General features: G+C 44.5%; 16 protein-coding genes and 1 tRNA gene. 1 reads left to right on the top strand and 16 read right to left on the bottom strand.

Annotation, left to right across the window (positions count from 1 at the left end):
* Positions 1–20: 20 nt before the first annotated feature.
* The 6 genes from DEF30_RS11345 to DEF30_RS11320 form a co-directional block, all read right to left on the bottom strand.
* Entirely contained in the window at positions 21–1,301 is a 1,281-nt protein-coding gene (locus tag DEF30_RS11345; protein ID WP_294099400.1) for an SLC13 family permease, read from the bottom strand.
* A gap of 83 nt (positions 1,302–1,384) precedes the next feature.
* Positions 1,385–2,476 (bottom strand): 4-hydroxythreonine-4-phosphate dehydrogenase PdxA, encoded by a 1,092-nt coding sequence (pdxA, locus tag DEF30_RS11340; protein ID WP_294099396.1) that lies wholly within the window; start codon positions 2,474–2,476, stop codon positions 1,385–1,387.
* A gap of 1 nt (position 2,477) precedes the next feature.
* Complete coding sequence (gene dapA / locus DEF30_RS11335; protein ID WP_294099393.1) at positions 2,478–3,386, bottom strand: 4-hydroxy-tetrahydrodipicolinate synthase; 909 nt, start codon at positions 3,384–3,386, stop codon at positions 2,478–2,480.
* Positions 3,387–3,415: 29 nt separating this feature from the next.
* Positions 3,416–4,579: an iron-containing alcohol dehydrogenase gene (locus DEF30_RS11330; protein ID WP_294099391.1), complete on the bottom strand. Its 1,164-nt coding sequence runs from the start codon at positions 4,577–4,579 to the stop codon at positions 3,416–3,418.
* A 58-nt stretch (positions 4,580–4,637) separates the two neighbouring features.
* Entirely contained in the window at positions 4,638–5,801 is a 1,164-nt protein-coding gene (locus DEF30_RS11325; RefSeq protein WP_294099389.1) for a sialidase family protein, read from the bottom strand.
* Between the two features lie 22 nt (positions 5,802–5,823).
* Positions 5,824–7,062, bottom strand: a complete 1,239-nt coding sequence (locus tag DEF30_RS11320; protein ID WP_294099386.1) for a four-carbon acid sugar kinase family protein — start codon at positions 7,060–7,062, stop codon at positions 5,824–5,826.
* 241 nt (positions 7,063–7,303) lie between these two features.
* On the opposite strand from DEF30_RS11320, the gene DEF30_RS11315 reads away from it, so the two are divergent.
* Positions 7,304–9,088, top strand: a complete 1,785-nt coding sequence (locus DEF30_RS11315) for a sigma-54-dependent transcriptional regulator (protein WP_294099384.1) — start codon at positions 7,304–7,306, stop codon at positions 9,086–9,088.
* A gap of 103 nt (positions 9,089–9,191) precedes the next feature.
* On the opposite strand, the gene DEF30_RS11310 is transcribed toward DEF30_RS11315, so the two are convergent.
* The 10 genes from DEF30_RS11310 to DEF30_RS11265 all read right to left on the bottom strand — a co-directional run bounded on the left by DEF30_RS11310 (position 9,192) and on the right by DEF30_RS11265 (position 15,596).
* Positions 9,192–10,358, bottom strand: coding sequence for a radical SAM protein (locus DEF30_RS11310; RefSeq protein ID WP_294099382.1), 1,167 nt, complete (start codon positions 10,356–10,358; stop codon positions 9,192–9,194).
* Between the two features lie 272 nt (positions 10,359–10,630).
* Complete coding sequence (locus DEF30_RS11305; protein WP_294099381.1) at positions 10,631–11,179, bottom strand: DUF4358 domain-containing protein; 549 nt, start codon at positions 11,177–11,179, stop codon at positions 10,631–10,633.
* Positions 11,180–11,205: 26 nt separating this feature from the next.
* On the bottom strand, positions 11,206–11,781 hold the full coding sequence (locus DEF30_RS11300; RefSeq protein WP_294099380.1) for a hypothetical protein: 576 nt from the start codon (positions 11,779–11,781) through the stop codon (positions 11,206–11,208).
* The gene (locus DEF30_RS11295; protein WP_294099378.1) at positions 11,771–12,319 is read right to left on the bottom strand and encodes an RNA polymerase sigma factor; all 549 of its coding nucleotides are present in this window, start codon (positions 12,317–12,319) and stop codon (positions 11,771–11,773) included. The genes DEF30_RS11300 and DEF30_RS11295 overlap by 11 nt, the downstream gene beginning before the upstream one ends.
* A gap of 389 nt (positions 12,320–12,708) precedes the next feature.
* Positions 12,709–12,990: a hypothetical protein gene (locus tag DEF30_RS11290; protein ID WP_294099376.1), complete on the bottom strand. Its 282-nt coding sequence runs from the start codon at positions 12,988–12,990 to the stop codon at positions 12,709–12,711.
* A gap of 38 nt (positions 12,991–13,028) precedes the next feature.
* The gene (locus DEF30_RS11285) at positions 13,029–13,253 is read right to left on the bottom strand and encodes a hypothetical protein (RefSeq protein WP_031577331.1); all 225 of its coding nucleotides are present in this window, start codon (positions 13,251–13,253) and stop codon (positions 13,029–13,031) included.
* A gap of 142 nt (positions 13,254–13,395) precedes the next feature.
* Positions 13,396–13,644, bottom strand: a complete 249-nt coding sequence (locus DEF30_RS11280) for a DUF4282 domain-containing protein (protein ID WP_031577330.1) — start codon at positions 13,642–13,644, stop codon at positions 13,396–13,398.
* 195 nt (positions 13,645–13,839) lie between these two features.
* A complete protein-coding gene (locus DEF30_RS11275; RefSeq protein ID WP_294099371.1) occupies positions 13,840–14,433 on the bottom strand; it encodes a type IV toxin-antitoxin system AbiEi family antitoxin domain-containing protein in 594 nt (197 codons plus the stop codon).
* Positions 14,434–14,854: 421 nt separating this feature from the next.
* Positions 14,855–14,945, bottom strand: a tRNA-Ser gene (locus tag DEF30_RS11270).
* A 72-nt stretch (positions 14,946–15,017) separates the two neighbouring features.
* The gene (locus tag DEF30_RS11265; RefSeq protein ID WP_294099369.1) at positions 15,018–15,596 is read right to left on the bottom strand and encodes an isochorismatase family cysteine hydrolase; all 579 of its coding nucleotides are present in this window, start codon (positions 15,594–15,596) and stop codon (positions 15,018–15,020) included.
* Between the last annotated feature and the right edge of the window lie 20 nt (positions 15,597–15,616).

Below are 15,616 nucleotides of genomic sequence, written 5' to 3'. Positions count from 1 at the left end.
AAGTGGATGTTCCGAATCTATTACATTGGGAACATCAGAAGCGCACCAGCTGTCAGAGCAAGAAGTCTGATGAAATACATGGGTACTGTAAACTTCCAGAAATCAATGAGCTTGTATTTTCCAAGTCCCATGATCATGGCTGGCATTCCGTCTATGGGGAGGAAATGTCCATTCCATCCGGATATGACGATGGCCGCAGCTGCTGCTGTAGGATTAAGACCAAGACTGATACAGGTAGAGATGGCTAGAGGTGCAAATACATACACTGTACCCAAGGTGGAGCCTGTTAATGTGGCAAGAACACTGGTGAGAATACAGAAGGCAAAAACAAGGACAAAAGGATTGATGTTGGATCCCAGCATATTGGCAACAGTTTCTCCTACAAGTGCAGTGAGTCCAGTGCTTCCCAGAGCATCGGCGATACCGATGACACCAGCAGACATCAGGATGATTGGGGAACAGATGGCATCACGGATTTCTTTAAAGTCCATGACATTGATGGCAAGAAGAAGCGCTACGGACAGTCCAGGCATTACATACCCAGCATCTCCGATTCTGCTCTGAAGGATCATACCGACAACAGCAAAGGCAAAGGCGAAATAGGTGAGTGTTTCCTTCCACTTGGGAAGTGTGGACACTCTTGCACTTTGTGCATCTTCTTTTTCTTCCACGGTGTCGATGGCATGGCTTGGGAGTCTCTTGTAAGCAAGAATGGTCCAAGCAAGAAACGCCAGGGACAATACAAGGTTCACCACGGAAAATCTAACCAAAGAGATCTTTCCAACAGCAGCACCAGCTGCTTCAAGAACCGCAACCACGATACCATACTGCAGTGCAACATTCACTGGAATCAGCGGATGGTTTGCCGCAAAGCCTGAAGACATGATGATCTTTGAACCAGGAAGCTTTTCGTTGAAGGGAATGGTGGACAGAATTCCAAGTGTCAGCACATAGTAAGCAGTGGATCCTGTTCCGAAAAGGCTTGTACCCAGCATGACGATGATGACTAAAAGCACATAAGCTTTAAACCCGCCTCTACCAGCCATGTTGAACATAGCCTTCTTGAAGCTCTCAATGAAACTGGTTTTCTGCAGTGCCACGATGATGGCCATAAACGATGCCAGCATGACAATGGTGGGGTTTGAGAATCCTCCGAAGGCGGTCTTGATATCAACAATCCCGAAAAGGACCATAAGAAGACAGGCAAGGAGTGGTGGTGCACCAAAAGGTAGCTTTTCTGTCATGATAAGAAAAATCATAAATACGGTGATGATGATGGCGATGATCATTGGGGTCGTCATTTTTTGAACTCCTCTCTTTTTGAAGTATTATTTTTGAGTCTCTATGATTGCTTAAAAATAACCGTTCCTGACTTGATCTTTTTTTACTGATTCTTGGAGCGAACCATCTGAACTGCATAGTCGATGGCATTTACGAGGCTTACCTCACTGGAGCGTCCGCTGCCCGCAAGATCAATCCCTGTACCGTGATCTACACTGGCCCGGATGATTGGAAGCCCTAAGGTGACGTTCACCCCTTCCACTGCTTCCCAGCGCTTCTCTTCTCTGTTGTAGACAAAGCCTTTCAGTTTCAGCGGAATATGTCCTTGATCATGGTACATGGCCACAACTATGTCATACCAGCCGCCAGCGGCTTTGGAGAAAATGGTGTCTGGTGGCGTGGAACGTTTATCGGGAATGAGGATGCCTTCTTTCATAGCTTCCTCGATGGCCGGATGAATCTCTTCCACTTCTTCCCAGCCGAACATACCGTTCTCTCCACTGTGAGGGTTCAGACCCGCCACACCAATTTTGGGTTCTTTGATGCCCAGTGCTTTACAGGCCTCGTTGGCAATTCTTATGACATCCAGCACTCTGTCTTTTTTCACTCTGTCGCAGGCTTCCCTTAAAGAAACATGGGTAGATACATGAACCACTCTCAAGTCTCCGTGAGCCAGCATCATGGTGTACTTCTTTGTTCCTGTATAAGAGCCGTAAATTTCGGTATGACCCGCAAAGTGATGTCCAGCCATATTGATGGCTTCCTTGCTGAGCGCATTGGTCACCGTGGCATCGATCTCCCCTTTCATGGCAAGGTCAATGACTTTCACCACATACTGGAAAGCCGCTTCGCCACCTAGGACACATGCCCCGATTCCAAAAGGTCTGGGACTTTCCAGATCGGATGTATCTGGAATTTCTGTCTCAGGCACCAGGGAAAGATCCAGAAGATCAATGGTGCCGAAGGTATATTTTCCTTCTTCAGGACGGTCCACCACGTTCAGGTGAAGGTCCACACCACTTACTTTCTTTGCTACTTTCAGTGCATACTTCATGGAAGATGCATCCCCCACCACGAGGGGTCTGCACCTTTCATAAAGCTTCTCATCTGATAGAGCCTTGACTGTAATCTCCGGACCGTTACCGAAGGGATCTCCCATGGTGATCCCCACTAGAGGCTTTAATTTATTTTCCATCTTATTTCATTCCTTTTTCTTTGTTCTCTTCGAGAACCTTCTTCAGTTCATCCACACCTTCCTCACAAAGATAGTTGAAAGGTCTTCTGCAGTCTCCCACAGGGTAGCCAAGAAGCTTCACTGCTTTCTTCACCACGGTGTTTGGATTTCCATATTTGAATACTGCTCTGAAAGAAGCGATGGAGTCCTGGGATACCTTTGCTTCCTCCAGCTTTCCTTCCTTGAAGTAATCATAGATGGATGCCAGCACATGAGGATATACATTGGCACATCCTGCAATCCCGCCTGCTCCGCCGGCTTCCAGACATGGAAGGATCAAAGAGTCATTTCCAGAAAGCACTCTGAAGTCCTTGTCAAGATCCTTGGTGAGATTGATGTAGGCAAGAAGATTGTCCCAGTCACCGCTGGAGTCTTTTGCACCCATGATATTTGGCACATCCTTCGCAAGCTTTGCCACAGTTTCAGGCAGAAGCTTGTTTCCAGTTCTTGCCGGGATGTTATAAAGAACGATGGGAAGATCCACATTCTTTGCCACTTCCACATAATGGTCATACAGCTCCTTCTGGGAAGCCAGTGCAAAGCTTGGCGTGATGATGGAAAGGACGTCCGCACCCAGTTCTTCAGCTTTCTTGCTCATACGGATGGTATCTCTTGTGGAAATGCAGCCAGTGCCAGCATAGACCGGAACCCGTCCGTTCACTTGCTCGATGGTCGCCTTCAGCACCTCGATCTTCTCTTCTTCATTCAGAATATAGCCTTCTCCATTGGTACCGAAAGGGAAAATTCCATGGACACCGCCCTCAATCATTCTTTCAATCTGATTGCGCAGCTCCTCTAGGTTGATGGTTTCATCCTCGTTCATCGGGGTAAGAATTGGTGGAATGATTCCTTTAAGATCTACATGTTTCATCTTTTTTCTCCTTTATCCTTCGCATTATGTTACAGAATTTCTAAATACAGATTTCTAGCATCTTCCGGCGTCACAGGTCTTCTATTGTTCACAAGTAGTCTTGTCACCTGCATCCCTGCTTCCACAAGACCCTCCAGGTCTTCCTTCGGCACACCGAATTCCTTGAGGCTTGTAGGGATTTCAAGTTCTTTGACTATGTCTTCAATTTTCTTTATGATCCATTCAGCCTTTTCCTTGTCAGTGATTGCTTCTTTCTTTTCTTCGTGACAGCACCTGTCATAGGCCAGGGCCAGTCTGTCCTCACAGTATGGTGCATTAAAGCGCATGACCGGAGCCAGCAGGATGGCATTGGATACACCGTGGGCAATATGGTACTTTCCACCCAGGGGGTAGCTCAGCGCATGAACCGCTGTGGTACCTGAAGCAGTGATGGCAAATCCGGCATAGAACGCAGCAATCTGCATCTTGTTTTTTGCTTCCATGGCAGATGGGTCTGTGCAAGCAGCAACAATGTGCTGGAAGATCAGATCCAGAGCTTCCAGAGCAAAGGTATCCGAGAAAGGATTTGCTTTGTTGCTGGTATAACACTCAATGGCATGAGCTAGAGCATCAACTCCAGTGGCAGCAGCAATCTTCATTGGCAGGTTCTTCACCATTCTTGCATCAAGAACCACATAGTCTGCAATCATATGATCATTGACAATACCTACTTTCAGCTCCTTCTCCGGAACTGCCACGATGGCGTTTGGCGTCACTTCAGCTCCAGTACCCGCTGTGGTTGGAATCAGAATGGTCGGTACACACTTTTTCGCAAGAAGCGGATTATCCAGAAGCTCCTTTACGCCATACTCATCTGTGACCAGTACGCTGGCAAGCTTTGCCGCATCTAGAACACTTCCGCCGCCTACGGCGATGATGATGTCTGCTCCGCTTTTCTTATATTCATCCACAATGTTTTGTACCGCTTCGTAGGATGGCTCCGCAGGAATGTCCGAGAGAATGTAATAATCCGCACCTGCCGCTTTTACAGCTTCCTCCGGCAAACTAAAAAGACCTGTAGCAAGAATCCCTTTATCCGTAAAAATAGCAGCGCGTTTCACATTTCTCTGTTTCAGCACGGTTGTGATCTGGTCTAGTGAGTTCTCCCCGCCAAAGACGGCCTGGGGCATTTTCAAGGTATATGTTTGAAGCACTTGGCATCACTCCTCATTTTCATTTCTTTTGTTTAGGTTTTATTTCTTCACGAACTTCTTACTTGGTGCCTTCCCCGGAAGTTGGGTTATAAACGCCCATATATTCACGCTTTTTGCCCATAACATCTTCCTCAAAGAAAGAGACATACTTCACGCACTGACGGGTGAAAGCAGCATAGGTGAGGTGAATTCTTCCATCAGCACCTTGCATGATGTAGGGATACTCATACTGTCTGTTGTTTGTTTTATTCTCCTCTCCAATGAATCCTTCTCCTCGTTCCATCCATCGGATCATAGGGAAAGTCAGACCACCATCTTCTGAAAGCGCCACCGCCACAGGATTTCTCAGTCCTGGCCATGCTGCTTTTCCTTTTACAGGCACTGGTGTGGAAGTCGGGTTATAAGCCACTGCCACCCTGCCGCTCTTTGTTCTGATGGCACTGATGGAGGAATTATTGTTAGGAAGCGGTGTTGGTTTTGGTTCTGACCAGGTGTCGCCATAGTCAAAGGACTCGCTTCTGTAGATAAAGTCTGCCTCCCGGCTTCTCATGAACGCTGCCAGATGTCCACCACCAAGCTCCACCACCGTTGGATGAACCCTTCCCCGGCTGTTTGGCATTTCTACCATTCTCCAGGACTTCCCTTCATCTTCTGAAATCTGGAACACACTAGGATCTCCTGCCAGTCCTTCTTCTGAATCTGTGCAAAGCCAGTTGCCGAAAATCCATCTGCCATTTTCAAGCACTTGGATGGGCTGTCTGCAGAAGCTTCCTTCTCTTGGAAAAACTGTCTCATAGGCTTCCCAAGTGAGACCTCCATCAAAGCTCTTCTGGCAACGGATCTGAGAGGTGAACTGCATATTGTCCTTGCCGTTTTCTCTTGCAAGCTGAGCGGTGTACATACACCATACAGCCCCATCGGGACCGTTGAATAAAGATGGATTCTGCTCGCTTCTTTCTGGATCTCCAGACACAAGAACCGGATCAGTCCATCTGTCTGCTCCCTTCGGAAGACGTGCGCAGACAATACTCACATCAGGCTCTCCTTCATAGCTTCCTGCAAACCAGCAGCACAGAAGATCTCCGTTTGGCAGCTCCAGCATGGCTGGAGAATGGCAGGTGAGATACCTTCCTGCTGGAATCTTTGCCTCCACTGTGCCCATATCTTCATTGAAGTAGAGTTTCCCATCAGAGGTCAACCCTGGTAAAGTAACATAATTCATTTCATTCCTCCTGTTATATAGATTAAAATATCATTTCCGCAATTTTTAAAAGAAGATCTTCCTCGCCAATCCCACCAGACTTTGAAATCATATTGTAGGTTCTTCCCTGATAGTGGAATTTCGTGGCTACTACACCAGGTGACAGTTCATAAAGCGGTGTCAGTTCATAAATACCAAGAACCTGCATGAGAGCCATCAATGTGTCTCCTCCTGTACAGAGCACCGTAGCCCGAAGACCATCATCAAGCAGTCTTTTCATGATGGCTGCAAAATTCTCCGAAATAGAAACGCGCAGATCCTCTGTGGTCAGTCCGTGGGCTTCTTTGTACCGATTTGTATCCTCTTGTCCATCTGGATCATTGACATCCAGTATGAATCTTTTTTCAGCACCTGCTCTTCGTAGCCATTCTTCAATCTCTTTTCTAGATGTATCTTTTTGTAGCCATTCTTTTTCAAGCTTCTGTTCCGGTGTGAGATGTACCTGAGGGAAGCCTTCCTCTTTGGCTTTTCTCATCTGTCGGATGGTTACTGGATTGACACTTCCACAGGCGATAAATAGGTTCTCTTCCAGTCTTTCTCCTTTAAAAGCCGTTCCTCTGATATTCAGAAGATCCGCCAGCGTTGCTGCAAAACCTGCACATCCTGCTGAAAATCTTATACCGTCTATGTTCAGAATTTCACCGATTCTCTGAAGATCTTCCTCTGTTTCGGCATCAAAAACATGAATTCCTTCTTGATTCTCTATTGGTTTCCCATTTCTCTGAATCACCACAGGAACCTTTATCTGCCCTGAAATGATCTCCTCAACAGAAGAGTATCGGATCGGTTCAAAGGGATCTTTTCCAAAAATACTCTCTGCCACTGGTACTCCCTCTATATAATGCACACCATCTTTTGTAATTCTCTGAAGTGCTGGGAAAGCAGGGATAAAGGGGAGTGTTTTTATCCCCGCGCCATCCATGAGCCCCTTCAGTTCAGCGCCTATATTGCCTCTTAGGGCAGAGTCCGTTTTTTTGTAGATATTCGAGATCCCCGCAAGGATCGCTCTTTTCGAAATATCATAGACAACTTTGTATGCTTCCTCTGGGTCTATATGTCTGGATTCAGTAACCATGACGAGGACATCCACATTTTCTTCTATATCATGAAAATCATACTGAAGGTCTGTGACCACAAGAGTATTGGCACCACGCCCTGCAAACTGTACTCCTGTATCCAGTGCACCGGTGAAGTCGTCTGCAATTATTAATAGCTTTATCATGTACCCACCTCACACTGTTTCATTTTGAAACAATTTTGAAGAATTTATTTTTCTTTTGTATCAAACTCCATTGGTAACGTTTAACAATTGAATTTATACTCATAATACACAAATATCGAAACAATCGTCAATGAAATATCACAGTATATCCGTTTAATTTTGAAACATTACGGATATTGTTGTTGTTTTTCTCCTCTGATGCTATAATGTGTTCAAATATGAAACCATCTGAGAGGTATTTATGAAAAACCAGATACGCGTACTTGGCATCGCCCCTTATGAAGGAATGAAAAGCCAGCTGATTGCTCTTGCTAAAGAGTACCCGGACTTGGACCTCACCGTTTTCGTAGGAGATATGGAGCAAGGTCTTCAGATTGCAAAAAATAATTTTCACGGAGATTACGATGTGGTCGTGTCTCGAGGTGCAACTGCAAGAATGCTGCGCCAGCAGCTCTCTATCCCTGTCATAGAGATTGACATCTCCATGTATGACATTCTCTGTGCCATCAAATTGGCAAACGGATTAGAAAAAGACATCGCTATGATTTCTTTCGCAGACATCCGAAATCAGATGCTGCCTCTATGTGATCTGATCGGCTGTAACGCCGATGTCCATATTGTAGATTCTATTTCTCAGGTTGAACCTCTCCTGAAAAAACTTCAGGAGCAAAAGTGCGACACCATTCTTTGCGATGTGATTGTCAATACAACCGCTCAAAGACTTGGAATCAATTCATTCCTCATCACTTCAGGTATGGAAAGCATCCGCAGCGCTTTTGAGCAGGTGCTGCTCTTAAGCGAGAGCCAGAAAAATCTTCGGGAAGAGAACATCTTCTTCCGAGAACTGATTCGGGGCCAGGTGGGGCAAACCATGGTATTTGATCAGGAAGGAACTTTGTTTCTTTCTACTCTGGAAGATCCTAAACCAGAACTTTTGGAGATCCTTCGCCAGGAACTGCCCATGGACAGAGAAAGTGGTAATCAGAGAATCATCCGCTCTATCAAAGGGATGCGCTATTCAATCAGGATCCAAGCCATCATGAGCTCCTCACTGGCCTATACCGCATTCTTTATTGAAGAGCGGAAACTGCCCCTCCCAGCCAGCCAAATGGGCATCAGCTATTCCACAAAGAGCGAGGCAGAGGACATCTATTACAGCAGTATTTTCAGTATTGCAGGAAATCTCAACGGACTTCATGAAGAGATGGACCAACTCAGTCAACGCCCCCTTCCCGTAATTTTTACCGGTGAAGACGGTACCGGAAAAGAAGCTGTGGCGAACTTGATCTACACCAAAAGCCCTCTGCAGAAAAACCCTCTCATCACCATCAACTGTGGCCTTATAAATGAAAAAAGCTGGTCATTCCTCATGGAGCATCACAACTCTCCCCTCGTTGAAGAAGGCAATACCCTCTACATTCAGAATGTGGATGTGCTTCCCATGGAGAAGCAGTATCAGTTAATCTCCGTATTGGAAGAGATGGAAGTATGTGAACGGAACCGGGTCATGATTTCTTGCGTTTGTCAAAGTGGAGAATACATCTCAAAAGTAGGTGCACTTTTCCGAGAAAAACTCTCTTGCCTGTCACTCTATCTGCCGCCGTTAAGACACCTGTCTCAGGAGATTCCGACACTGTTAAACCTCTCCCTCAGCCGTATGAATCTTACTCTACCAACACAAATTTTAGGCGCTGAAAATGAGGCTTTGTCTCTCCTCAAAACCTATGAGTGGCCCTACAACTACACACAATTCAGACGAGTACTAGAAGAACTGGCCATGCTCGTGACAAATCAGTTTATCACTGCAGACCACGTTTCCCAGGTACTTCGAAAAGAGAGACATGTGGGAACCTTCAATGTGCAGGAAGAAAATAAAGTTTCTCCTCTTGATCTCAATCGCTCGCTTTCAGAAATCAGCCAAGAGATCGCGCTTCTAGTTCTGGAAGAAACCAAGGGAAATCATACCGAAACAGCCAAACGCCTTGGCATCAGCCGTACCACCTTATGGCGTCTTCTTCAGAAATAGCATGCTGCCCAGCTTGTCTACAACTAAGAAAACCCGTCCATCTTGAGCTATAGCTCCTTGATGAACGGGTTTTCTTCTACGTAGTGAACCTGAATCCCATAACCTAATGACAGGACCAAGTCAGATGGTTCTTCTTTCTTATCAAACTAAAAAACAGTTCTCCCGCCTTATACCCCGCAGGCAGCTCTTCTTCTGTCAGGAACTGGAAACTTTCATCCCGAAGGATTGGCAAGAAGGCTTCAAATGGAATTCTAGTGAACTCACTGGAATAATTGCTGGCCCCAAACCACTTTCCTTCCTTGCTGCTGAGATTAAGATTCCTTGCAAACTTCGTCTGGTTGGAGCAGTCATGGACCGCAATATCCCACTTTTCCTCATCCGCCATCTTCATGAATTTCAGCGTGAGCTCTCTGCTCCAGATGGGAGAAATATAGCCATGTCTTGCAATATACATATTCTCGCCTTCATAGTTCCCGATGTTGTTCTCATTGAGGTGAAGCTCTGCACAGTTGATAAAATCAAGTCCTGTATCGAGAATCATTTCTTTTTTCTTTGTAAACGCATCGAAGAACTCCGGCGTCATGGGCGTCTCAATCCCAACGGTCCTGATATACTTCTTGGCGATCTTGATATTTCTGATGACCTTATCTGCGCAGTTGGCCGCACCAAGATTAAACCGGATCTCATCAAGGCCCGCTTCTCCCAGGGCCTTTAATGTCTCCTCCGTGGCCAGAAGTCCGTTGGTGTAAAGATGCTGATACACTTTTGCCTCTTTGAATCTTCTGATGATGGAGTAGTATTTCTCGATCTCTATAAAGGGCTCCAGATACACATAAGATACGCCTGTAGGCTTTCTATAAATCGATAGAAGAAGATCGATGTCCTTTTCGTAGAACTTGGTTCCTCCGATCTCCCACATTCCTTCCCCCACTGGTGGAATCTGATTCAGTTCTCCGTAGTTGTAGCAGAACTTGCACTCGATATTGCACTTGTTGGTTTTACGGATGGCATTGAGCCCCGTGCCCAACAGGCAGGATTTACAGCCCCTTGGAAACTTCTCATCATTGCCCACATAAAGGGTTCTCTTTTCGAGAGTTTTCAGTCCGCTGATTTCTTCCATCAGCTGCTCATTCCGATGGTCAATGGCTTCTTCAATCTGTGCAAAGGTAGCGTAGACAATCTCCTGCTGCTTCACCATGAGCTCTTCCTCTTCTGGCAGCATGGCAAAAAACTCAAACCACTGCAGTGCATCTTTTTTTGATATTTTCATATTTCCCTCCGATTTCTCATAGAGATGCACTAAAGCACATCCTAATGTCCCCTATAAATTTCATCTCTTCATCATACCGTGTTTCAGGAAAAAAATCTTCTGTTTTTTTCAGAGTATGCACTTCTATTATGCATTTCTTTCAATGGAAACCTCTTATTGATCATAACTTCCACTCAGATAAACTAAAAAAGATACCTCTACAAGTCTTGCAGATCAATACTCATACTGCACAATAACTTGTAGAGGTAGATTTCAGGTTTCTCTCTCGGGTTTTATTTGAAAAGGTTGTTTATAGCTTCCACAGCCTTCTCTACTTCGGTCTCTGCAAAGGTCTTCGCCTCTTCTTCAGTGGCGTCCATGTTTTCATTTATTGCACCTACTAAAAGAAATGCCACAACGTCTCCGTGTCTGACGACTTTTGTAGCTGCGATTTTAGGAAGGTTCATGGGGTACTGCATGGTGTCTGCGATCTTGTTTTCCTTTGCTTTATTCAGAGCTTCTTCCACTGCATCGGCTTTTCCTTCTGCCGCCTTAACAAGCACCACGCGGTCAGCATGGGTTCCAATCATTGGCTGCTCTGCAATGACTTCCGCATAAAGATCTTTTGTAAGACCAAACTCAGCTTCCAGCATTTCTGCTGGGATTTCCATATTAGGAAGATAGTTTTCTCCATATGCATCCTTTACCGCAGTATGGATTTCTTCCAGTGTCACATTCTTTGTGTTTTCAGGGGTCTCTTTGTCCGTGCTACCGTTGGAGCATCCTGCAAAAACTCCTAATGCCAATACAGTGGTCATGATGATGGTTGTGATTTTCTTCAATTCTTATCCTTCTTTCTTCTTTATTTTTACTTCGTTTCTTCGAGTGTCTCTAGCGAAAGACTTTCCCGGTATGCATTGAGATAGGTTCTGACTTCTTCTTCCCAATAGAATACATCCAGCACCTGGATCTTTTCTTCCTTCAGCTTAAGAAAAAGTACCGCTTTTTTTCCTTCTAAGATGCCAAGTTCGTTGTTCAGCAGAAAATCTTCCAGCGCTCTGCTATCCTCTGAAGATCTGAACGCTCCCACAAGCCTCAACTTCTTCTGAGACTCATTCTTTACAACTTCTACTTCCAGAATATCCGTGGCTTCTGTAAATAACGGATGCTCCTCCGTGATTTCTACAGTTCTGGAAATGACCCGCGGTACATCCACAGGGTTTGCCGGAAGATTTTCCTTTTCTTGAACCCCTTGTAAGAAAAACACCAGCGCCAGCACCGCAAAGGAACCTGCCAGCTGCAGTGTGGGCTTTGAAAAGTAGGATTTTCTTCTATTTCCCTGGGACTTCAGTAGGACATTTTCTTCCTGGGAGATGGTCTTCGCTGGATCCAGTTGTTCAGCCTTCTGATAGATACCGTCTAAAAATTCTCGGTCAGACTTCATAGGAAAAACCTCCTTTCAGCATGATCTTCTTTAAACGCTTCTTTGCCCGGTGCGACTGGACTTTCACAGCAGCTACGGACTTTTTCATGATTTTGGCAGTTTCCGCCATGGAAAGTCCTGTAAGATCAACGAGTGAAATGACTTTCTGGTCTTCTGGACTGAGGGCATGAAGATATCTTTTCAGATCCACTGCATTTCCTCGTCGGTGAACGGCATCTTCTAAAGAGGTTTGGTCTATACTCATGGACTCCTCCAGAGATACTTTTTCCTGGCGGGTTTCTTTTCTTATATAATCAATGGCGCGTCTTTTCCCGAGCATATAGAGATAGGTTTTGAACTCATAGTCTTCACTGTACCGCTCCGGATTCAGATAAATATAGGCGAAAACCTCCTGAACCAGATCTTCTGCGGTCTCATAGCTTTTGACATATGGCATCAAAAAATACACCATCCCATGTCGATGGCGTAGTACCAGTTCCTCGAAGGAACCCCGATCTCCCTCTAAGAAAGACGCATAGAGAGATTTGTCAGAAATCATTGAAGTGCACCTCGTTTGATTTTCTTTTGTGTGACACTATTTATTCGCAGCACATAAATAAAAGTTACACCTTTTTCCAAATTATTTTGTTTCTTTTTATTAACAACCAGAATCTCAATGAACCATCATAACATCTCTAATCAAGTATCATCCTTCTTCATAAAGTCCCCTCCACTTCACTGCAGGAAGAATTTCCACATTTTGAAGCTGTTTTAAAGCTGTTAAAAACAAAAGAGTCCTTGCTGCTATACAGCAAAAACTCCATTCTCAGATAAAGACTCAACAGGCACCAGCACCATTCTAATTACTCCAAAAGAAGAGCAAGAAATAAAGGCAGCACAAACTGAAAAAAGCGCCTGAAATAGGTAGACCCATTCTCCTGGCTTTCTTCATAGTCGAACTAGAGACACCTGAAAATACCCAAATAGAAAGTAATACCCAAAACTTAAAGCGAACAACAGCAGCGCACAAAGAATCTTCCCCCCGCGATTCACCTTGGCTTTCCGTAGTTTTCCTGAATAATCCACAAAAAGATAGGTGGTCAGGAAGAAAAACAGCGGCTGCAACAGTGACAGATCATTGGTTAAGCTCCCTGATACAAATATCCACAACATCAGTGAATACATGATGATTTCTAGAATTCGGGCCAAGATGTCTTCTTCTTTGTTCATTTAAGTCTTCCTTTCTTTGTCTTATATGAAGGATACTACTATTCTGCATGGATGCTCTTCTCATTACTGACTTCTTTGCATAGGTCTTTCATGATGGACAAGCTCATCATAAGAAGAGCCGCTCCGAAAAGAGCAATCATCATGGTGACTCCGCTCTGATACATTTTTTCTACCAATGAAGTGTAAACAGCCATTCCTCCTATGATGAACCAGATGAGGCTATAAAAAATCTGTTTCATTTGAAGTGTTTTCTTTTCTTTCATGTTATGCTTCCTTTCGTTATCTACTAATCTTTTCAAAAACCTGACCGATCCGATGGCCCTTCACTTTTCTTGGAACATCGGCATGGATCCGTGCAAGGTGATGGGTCATGTGAACGAAGAGTTCCATTACCCTGTTTCAGATTCATCTGTTAGCAATCTTATTGAGATTTTCATGAATCTTAAAAATAACAATCATCCCTTCACACCAGATCCGGTTCACAAAGGGAGATGCTACGATGATGAGAAGTCCGCCTAAAGTTTCAAACCCACTTCCACCGCCACTCAGTCCCATCAGAAAGACCGTCACTCCAAAGAGCATTCCTATACCTGTTACAATGACATAGATGATCTTAATGATGGTGGGCGTGATCATGGTGTCAAAATTCAGCATTCTGCTCAAAAAGCTTTGATTTCTTCTTCTTTCATCGTACATATAAATCCCTTCTTTCTATATTCTTTGATGTCTTCTTACCTTATGTAAGATAAAAACACACCTCTCATTATCTATAACGATGAGAGGTGTGTTTTTGTTACACTTATTTTTCACTTTTTCCTTTAGCTATAATCTTTATACTCATAGGGGTACTCATAACACCACTTCCAGATAACCTCTGAGGAGTTTGGTCACTTTGAACGTTTCTGCCATTTGCATGAGTTTATTCAGATTTTTATCTTTACGCTTTACGTAACGCTTGAGTGCATCTGTCACAACGGCAATGTCCAAATTGTTCCGACTTCTCAAGCAATCACAAATTGTGCGTTCCATATCATAAACCGTAACAGAGTTTCCAAATATAGTTTTGAGTTTTATAACTCCGATTTCATGCAATTCCCGCTTAATTGTGAAAACTGTGAACCCATCCTCACGAAGCCGTGTTGGGTTGTAGCCGGTTGGAACTGTAACCATATAGCTGATTGGATCACGGTCTGTCAGTTCATGCAGAAACAGTGCTGTTTCATGAGAATAGATGATTTTCGGGCGCCGAAGCTGGACGATAAACATCTTGTCAGTAAACTCATCAGGTAAAACATAAATCCCCGTAGTCACTCGTTCCAAATCGCCTGAATGAACAAGCAGTCGCAATCTTTCGTTTGAGACCCCGACTTCGTTTGCTTGGGCGGTAGTAATGATTCCGCCATTTTGGTTCAGGACTGATTGAAGTTCATTGGGCATAGCCATGCTACCACCTCCGTTTTGATTTTCATGCTAATATCATGTAACAAACTTGCACGGAAATCAATATAATTTGATTTCCGTGCACATCTCATCAGTGAAACCAAAAACTACTCCATACTCCTAACCAAAAACACTCTTTTCACTATTCCATTTCAAAGTTTGTTATAACTACCATGCTATTAAGTTAGTAAGGGACCCTTCTAAACACTCTGGGCAAACATGAGGTGGAAGGGTCTCTTTCTATTTCTCCTTAAGTATTCTTAAGGACAGTATATCCGTCTATTACGGACAAACAACTCCATCATATTATGTCATTTCACGAGAACAAAAAATAGTTTGGGTACATCATCTTCGAAAGCAACTAAAAAATCTCTGAGACTAGTATCAAGTAAAATACAAGCCTCAGAGATTCTTTTTAAACTACTGGCGGAGAGAGAGGGATTCGAACCCTCGGTACGCGGTTAGCGTACAAAAGTTTTCGAGACTTTCACCTTCGACCTCTCGGACATCTCTCCACAACACACATAATATACCATTATATCCGCCCCTGTGACAAGAGAAAACAGCTAAAAACTTAATCCTCTCCCCTAAAGAACCACCATGGAAAGCCCCTTCATCACATCCAGCGCTTTTCTCCCAAGTTCATCCTCCTTGGCCCTGGTGAGATTCGTGCGAATGATGATTTTTGCGTCAGGAAACAGGTTTCTAAGGACCACGGCATTGGACAGAACACATACGGCAGTATCCACCCCCACAAGTTCAATATGGTCCACGCTCAGATGATCCTTTCCTGCATTCTTCAAAGCTTCCATCAGCTTATCCGGATGCACCGCATAATAGCCCTTTTTCACTGCCACATGACCTTTAAGCGCTTCCTTCAGAGGTCCATATAGCTCGTGCCCCCAGGCCTTCTCCTCCAGGCTCCTTAGATCCTCTTCCAACTCATGGTGCTCATTCAGCGTGAAGACAACGGTCTCCGCGGCTGCTTCCGCCTTCTTTATTCTCTCAAGAGTTCCTGCAACAATCTCTTCTCCACCTGGCACTGCCATGAGTCCTCGTTTATTATCCACAAAGTCATTTTGCATATCCACAACAAAAAGCAATCTTTTCCCCTCCTTGTAGAAAATGAGCTGGGAAAAAGGGGAATCCTCCTTTCTCCAGCTCATAAGTAGCCTTACTGTGTTTC

The sequence above is a fragment of the Proteiniclasticum sp. genome, from assembly GCF_003514505.1.
Taxonomy (GTDB): Bacteria; Bacillota; Clostridia; order Clostridiales; family Clostridiaceae; genus Proteiniclasticum.
The sequence above is the reverse complement of the archived record's forward strand: the minus strand, read 5'-3'. Positions and strand labels throughout refer to the sequence as shown.

Coding starts and splice junctions, on each gene's coding strand:
- DEF30_RS11345 (WP_294099400.1), bottom strand. CDS start 1,301: ATGACGACCCCAATGATCATCGCCATCATCATCACCGTATTTATGATT.
- pdxA (WP_294099396.1), bottom strand. CDS start 2,476: ATGGAAAATAAATTAAAGCCTCTAGTGGGGATCACCATGGGAGATCCC.
- dapA (WP_294099393.1), bottom strand. CDS start 3,386: ATGAAACATGTAGATCTTAAAGGAATCATTCCACCAATTCTTACCCCG.
- DEF30_RS11325 (WP_294099389.1), bottom strand. CDS start 5,801: ATGAATTATGTTACTTTACCAGGGTTGACCTCTGATGGGAAACTCTAC.
- DEF30_RS11320 (WP_294099386.1), bottom strand. CDS start 7,062: ATGATAAAGCTATTAATAATTGCAGACGACTTCACCGGTGCACTGGAT.
- DEF30_RS11315 (WP_294099384.1), top strand. CDS start 7,304: ATGAAAAACCAGATACGCGTACTTGGCATCGCCCCTTATGAAGGAATG.
- DEF30_RS11310 (WP_294099382.1), bottom strand. CDS start 10,358: ATGAAAATATCAAAAAAAGATGCACTGCAGTGGTTTGAGTTTTTTGCC.
- DEF30_RS11300 (WP_294099380.1), bottom strand. CDS start 11,781: ATGAAGTCTGACCGAGAATTTTTAGACGGTATCTATCAGAAGGCTGAA.
- DEF30_RS11295 (WP_294099378.1), bottom strand. CDS start 12,319: ATGATTTCTGACAAATCTCTCTATGCGTCTTTCTTAGAGGGAGATCGG.
- DEF30_RS11290 (WP_294099376.1), bottom strand. CDS start 12,990: ATGAACAAAGAAGAAGACATCTTGGCCCGAATTCTAGAAATCATCATG.
- DEF30_RS11285 (WP_031577331.1), bottom strand. CDS start 13,253: ATGAAAGAAAAGAAAACACTTCAAATGAAACAGATTTTTTATAGCCTC.
- DEF30_RS11280 (WP_031577330.1), bottom strand. CDS start 13,644: ATGCTGAATTTTGACACCATGATCACGCCCACCATCATTAAGATCATC.
- DEF30_RS11275 (WP_294099371.1), bottom strand. CDS start 14,433: ATGGCTATGCCCAATGAACTTCAATCAGTCCTGAACCAAAATGGCGGA.
- DEF30_RS11265 (WP_294099369.1), bottom strand. CDS start 15,596: ATGAGCTGGAGAAAGGAGGATTCCCCTTTTTCCCAGCTCATTTTCTAC.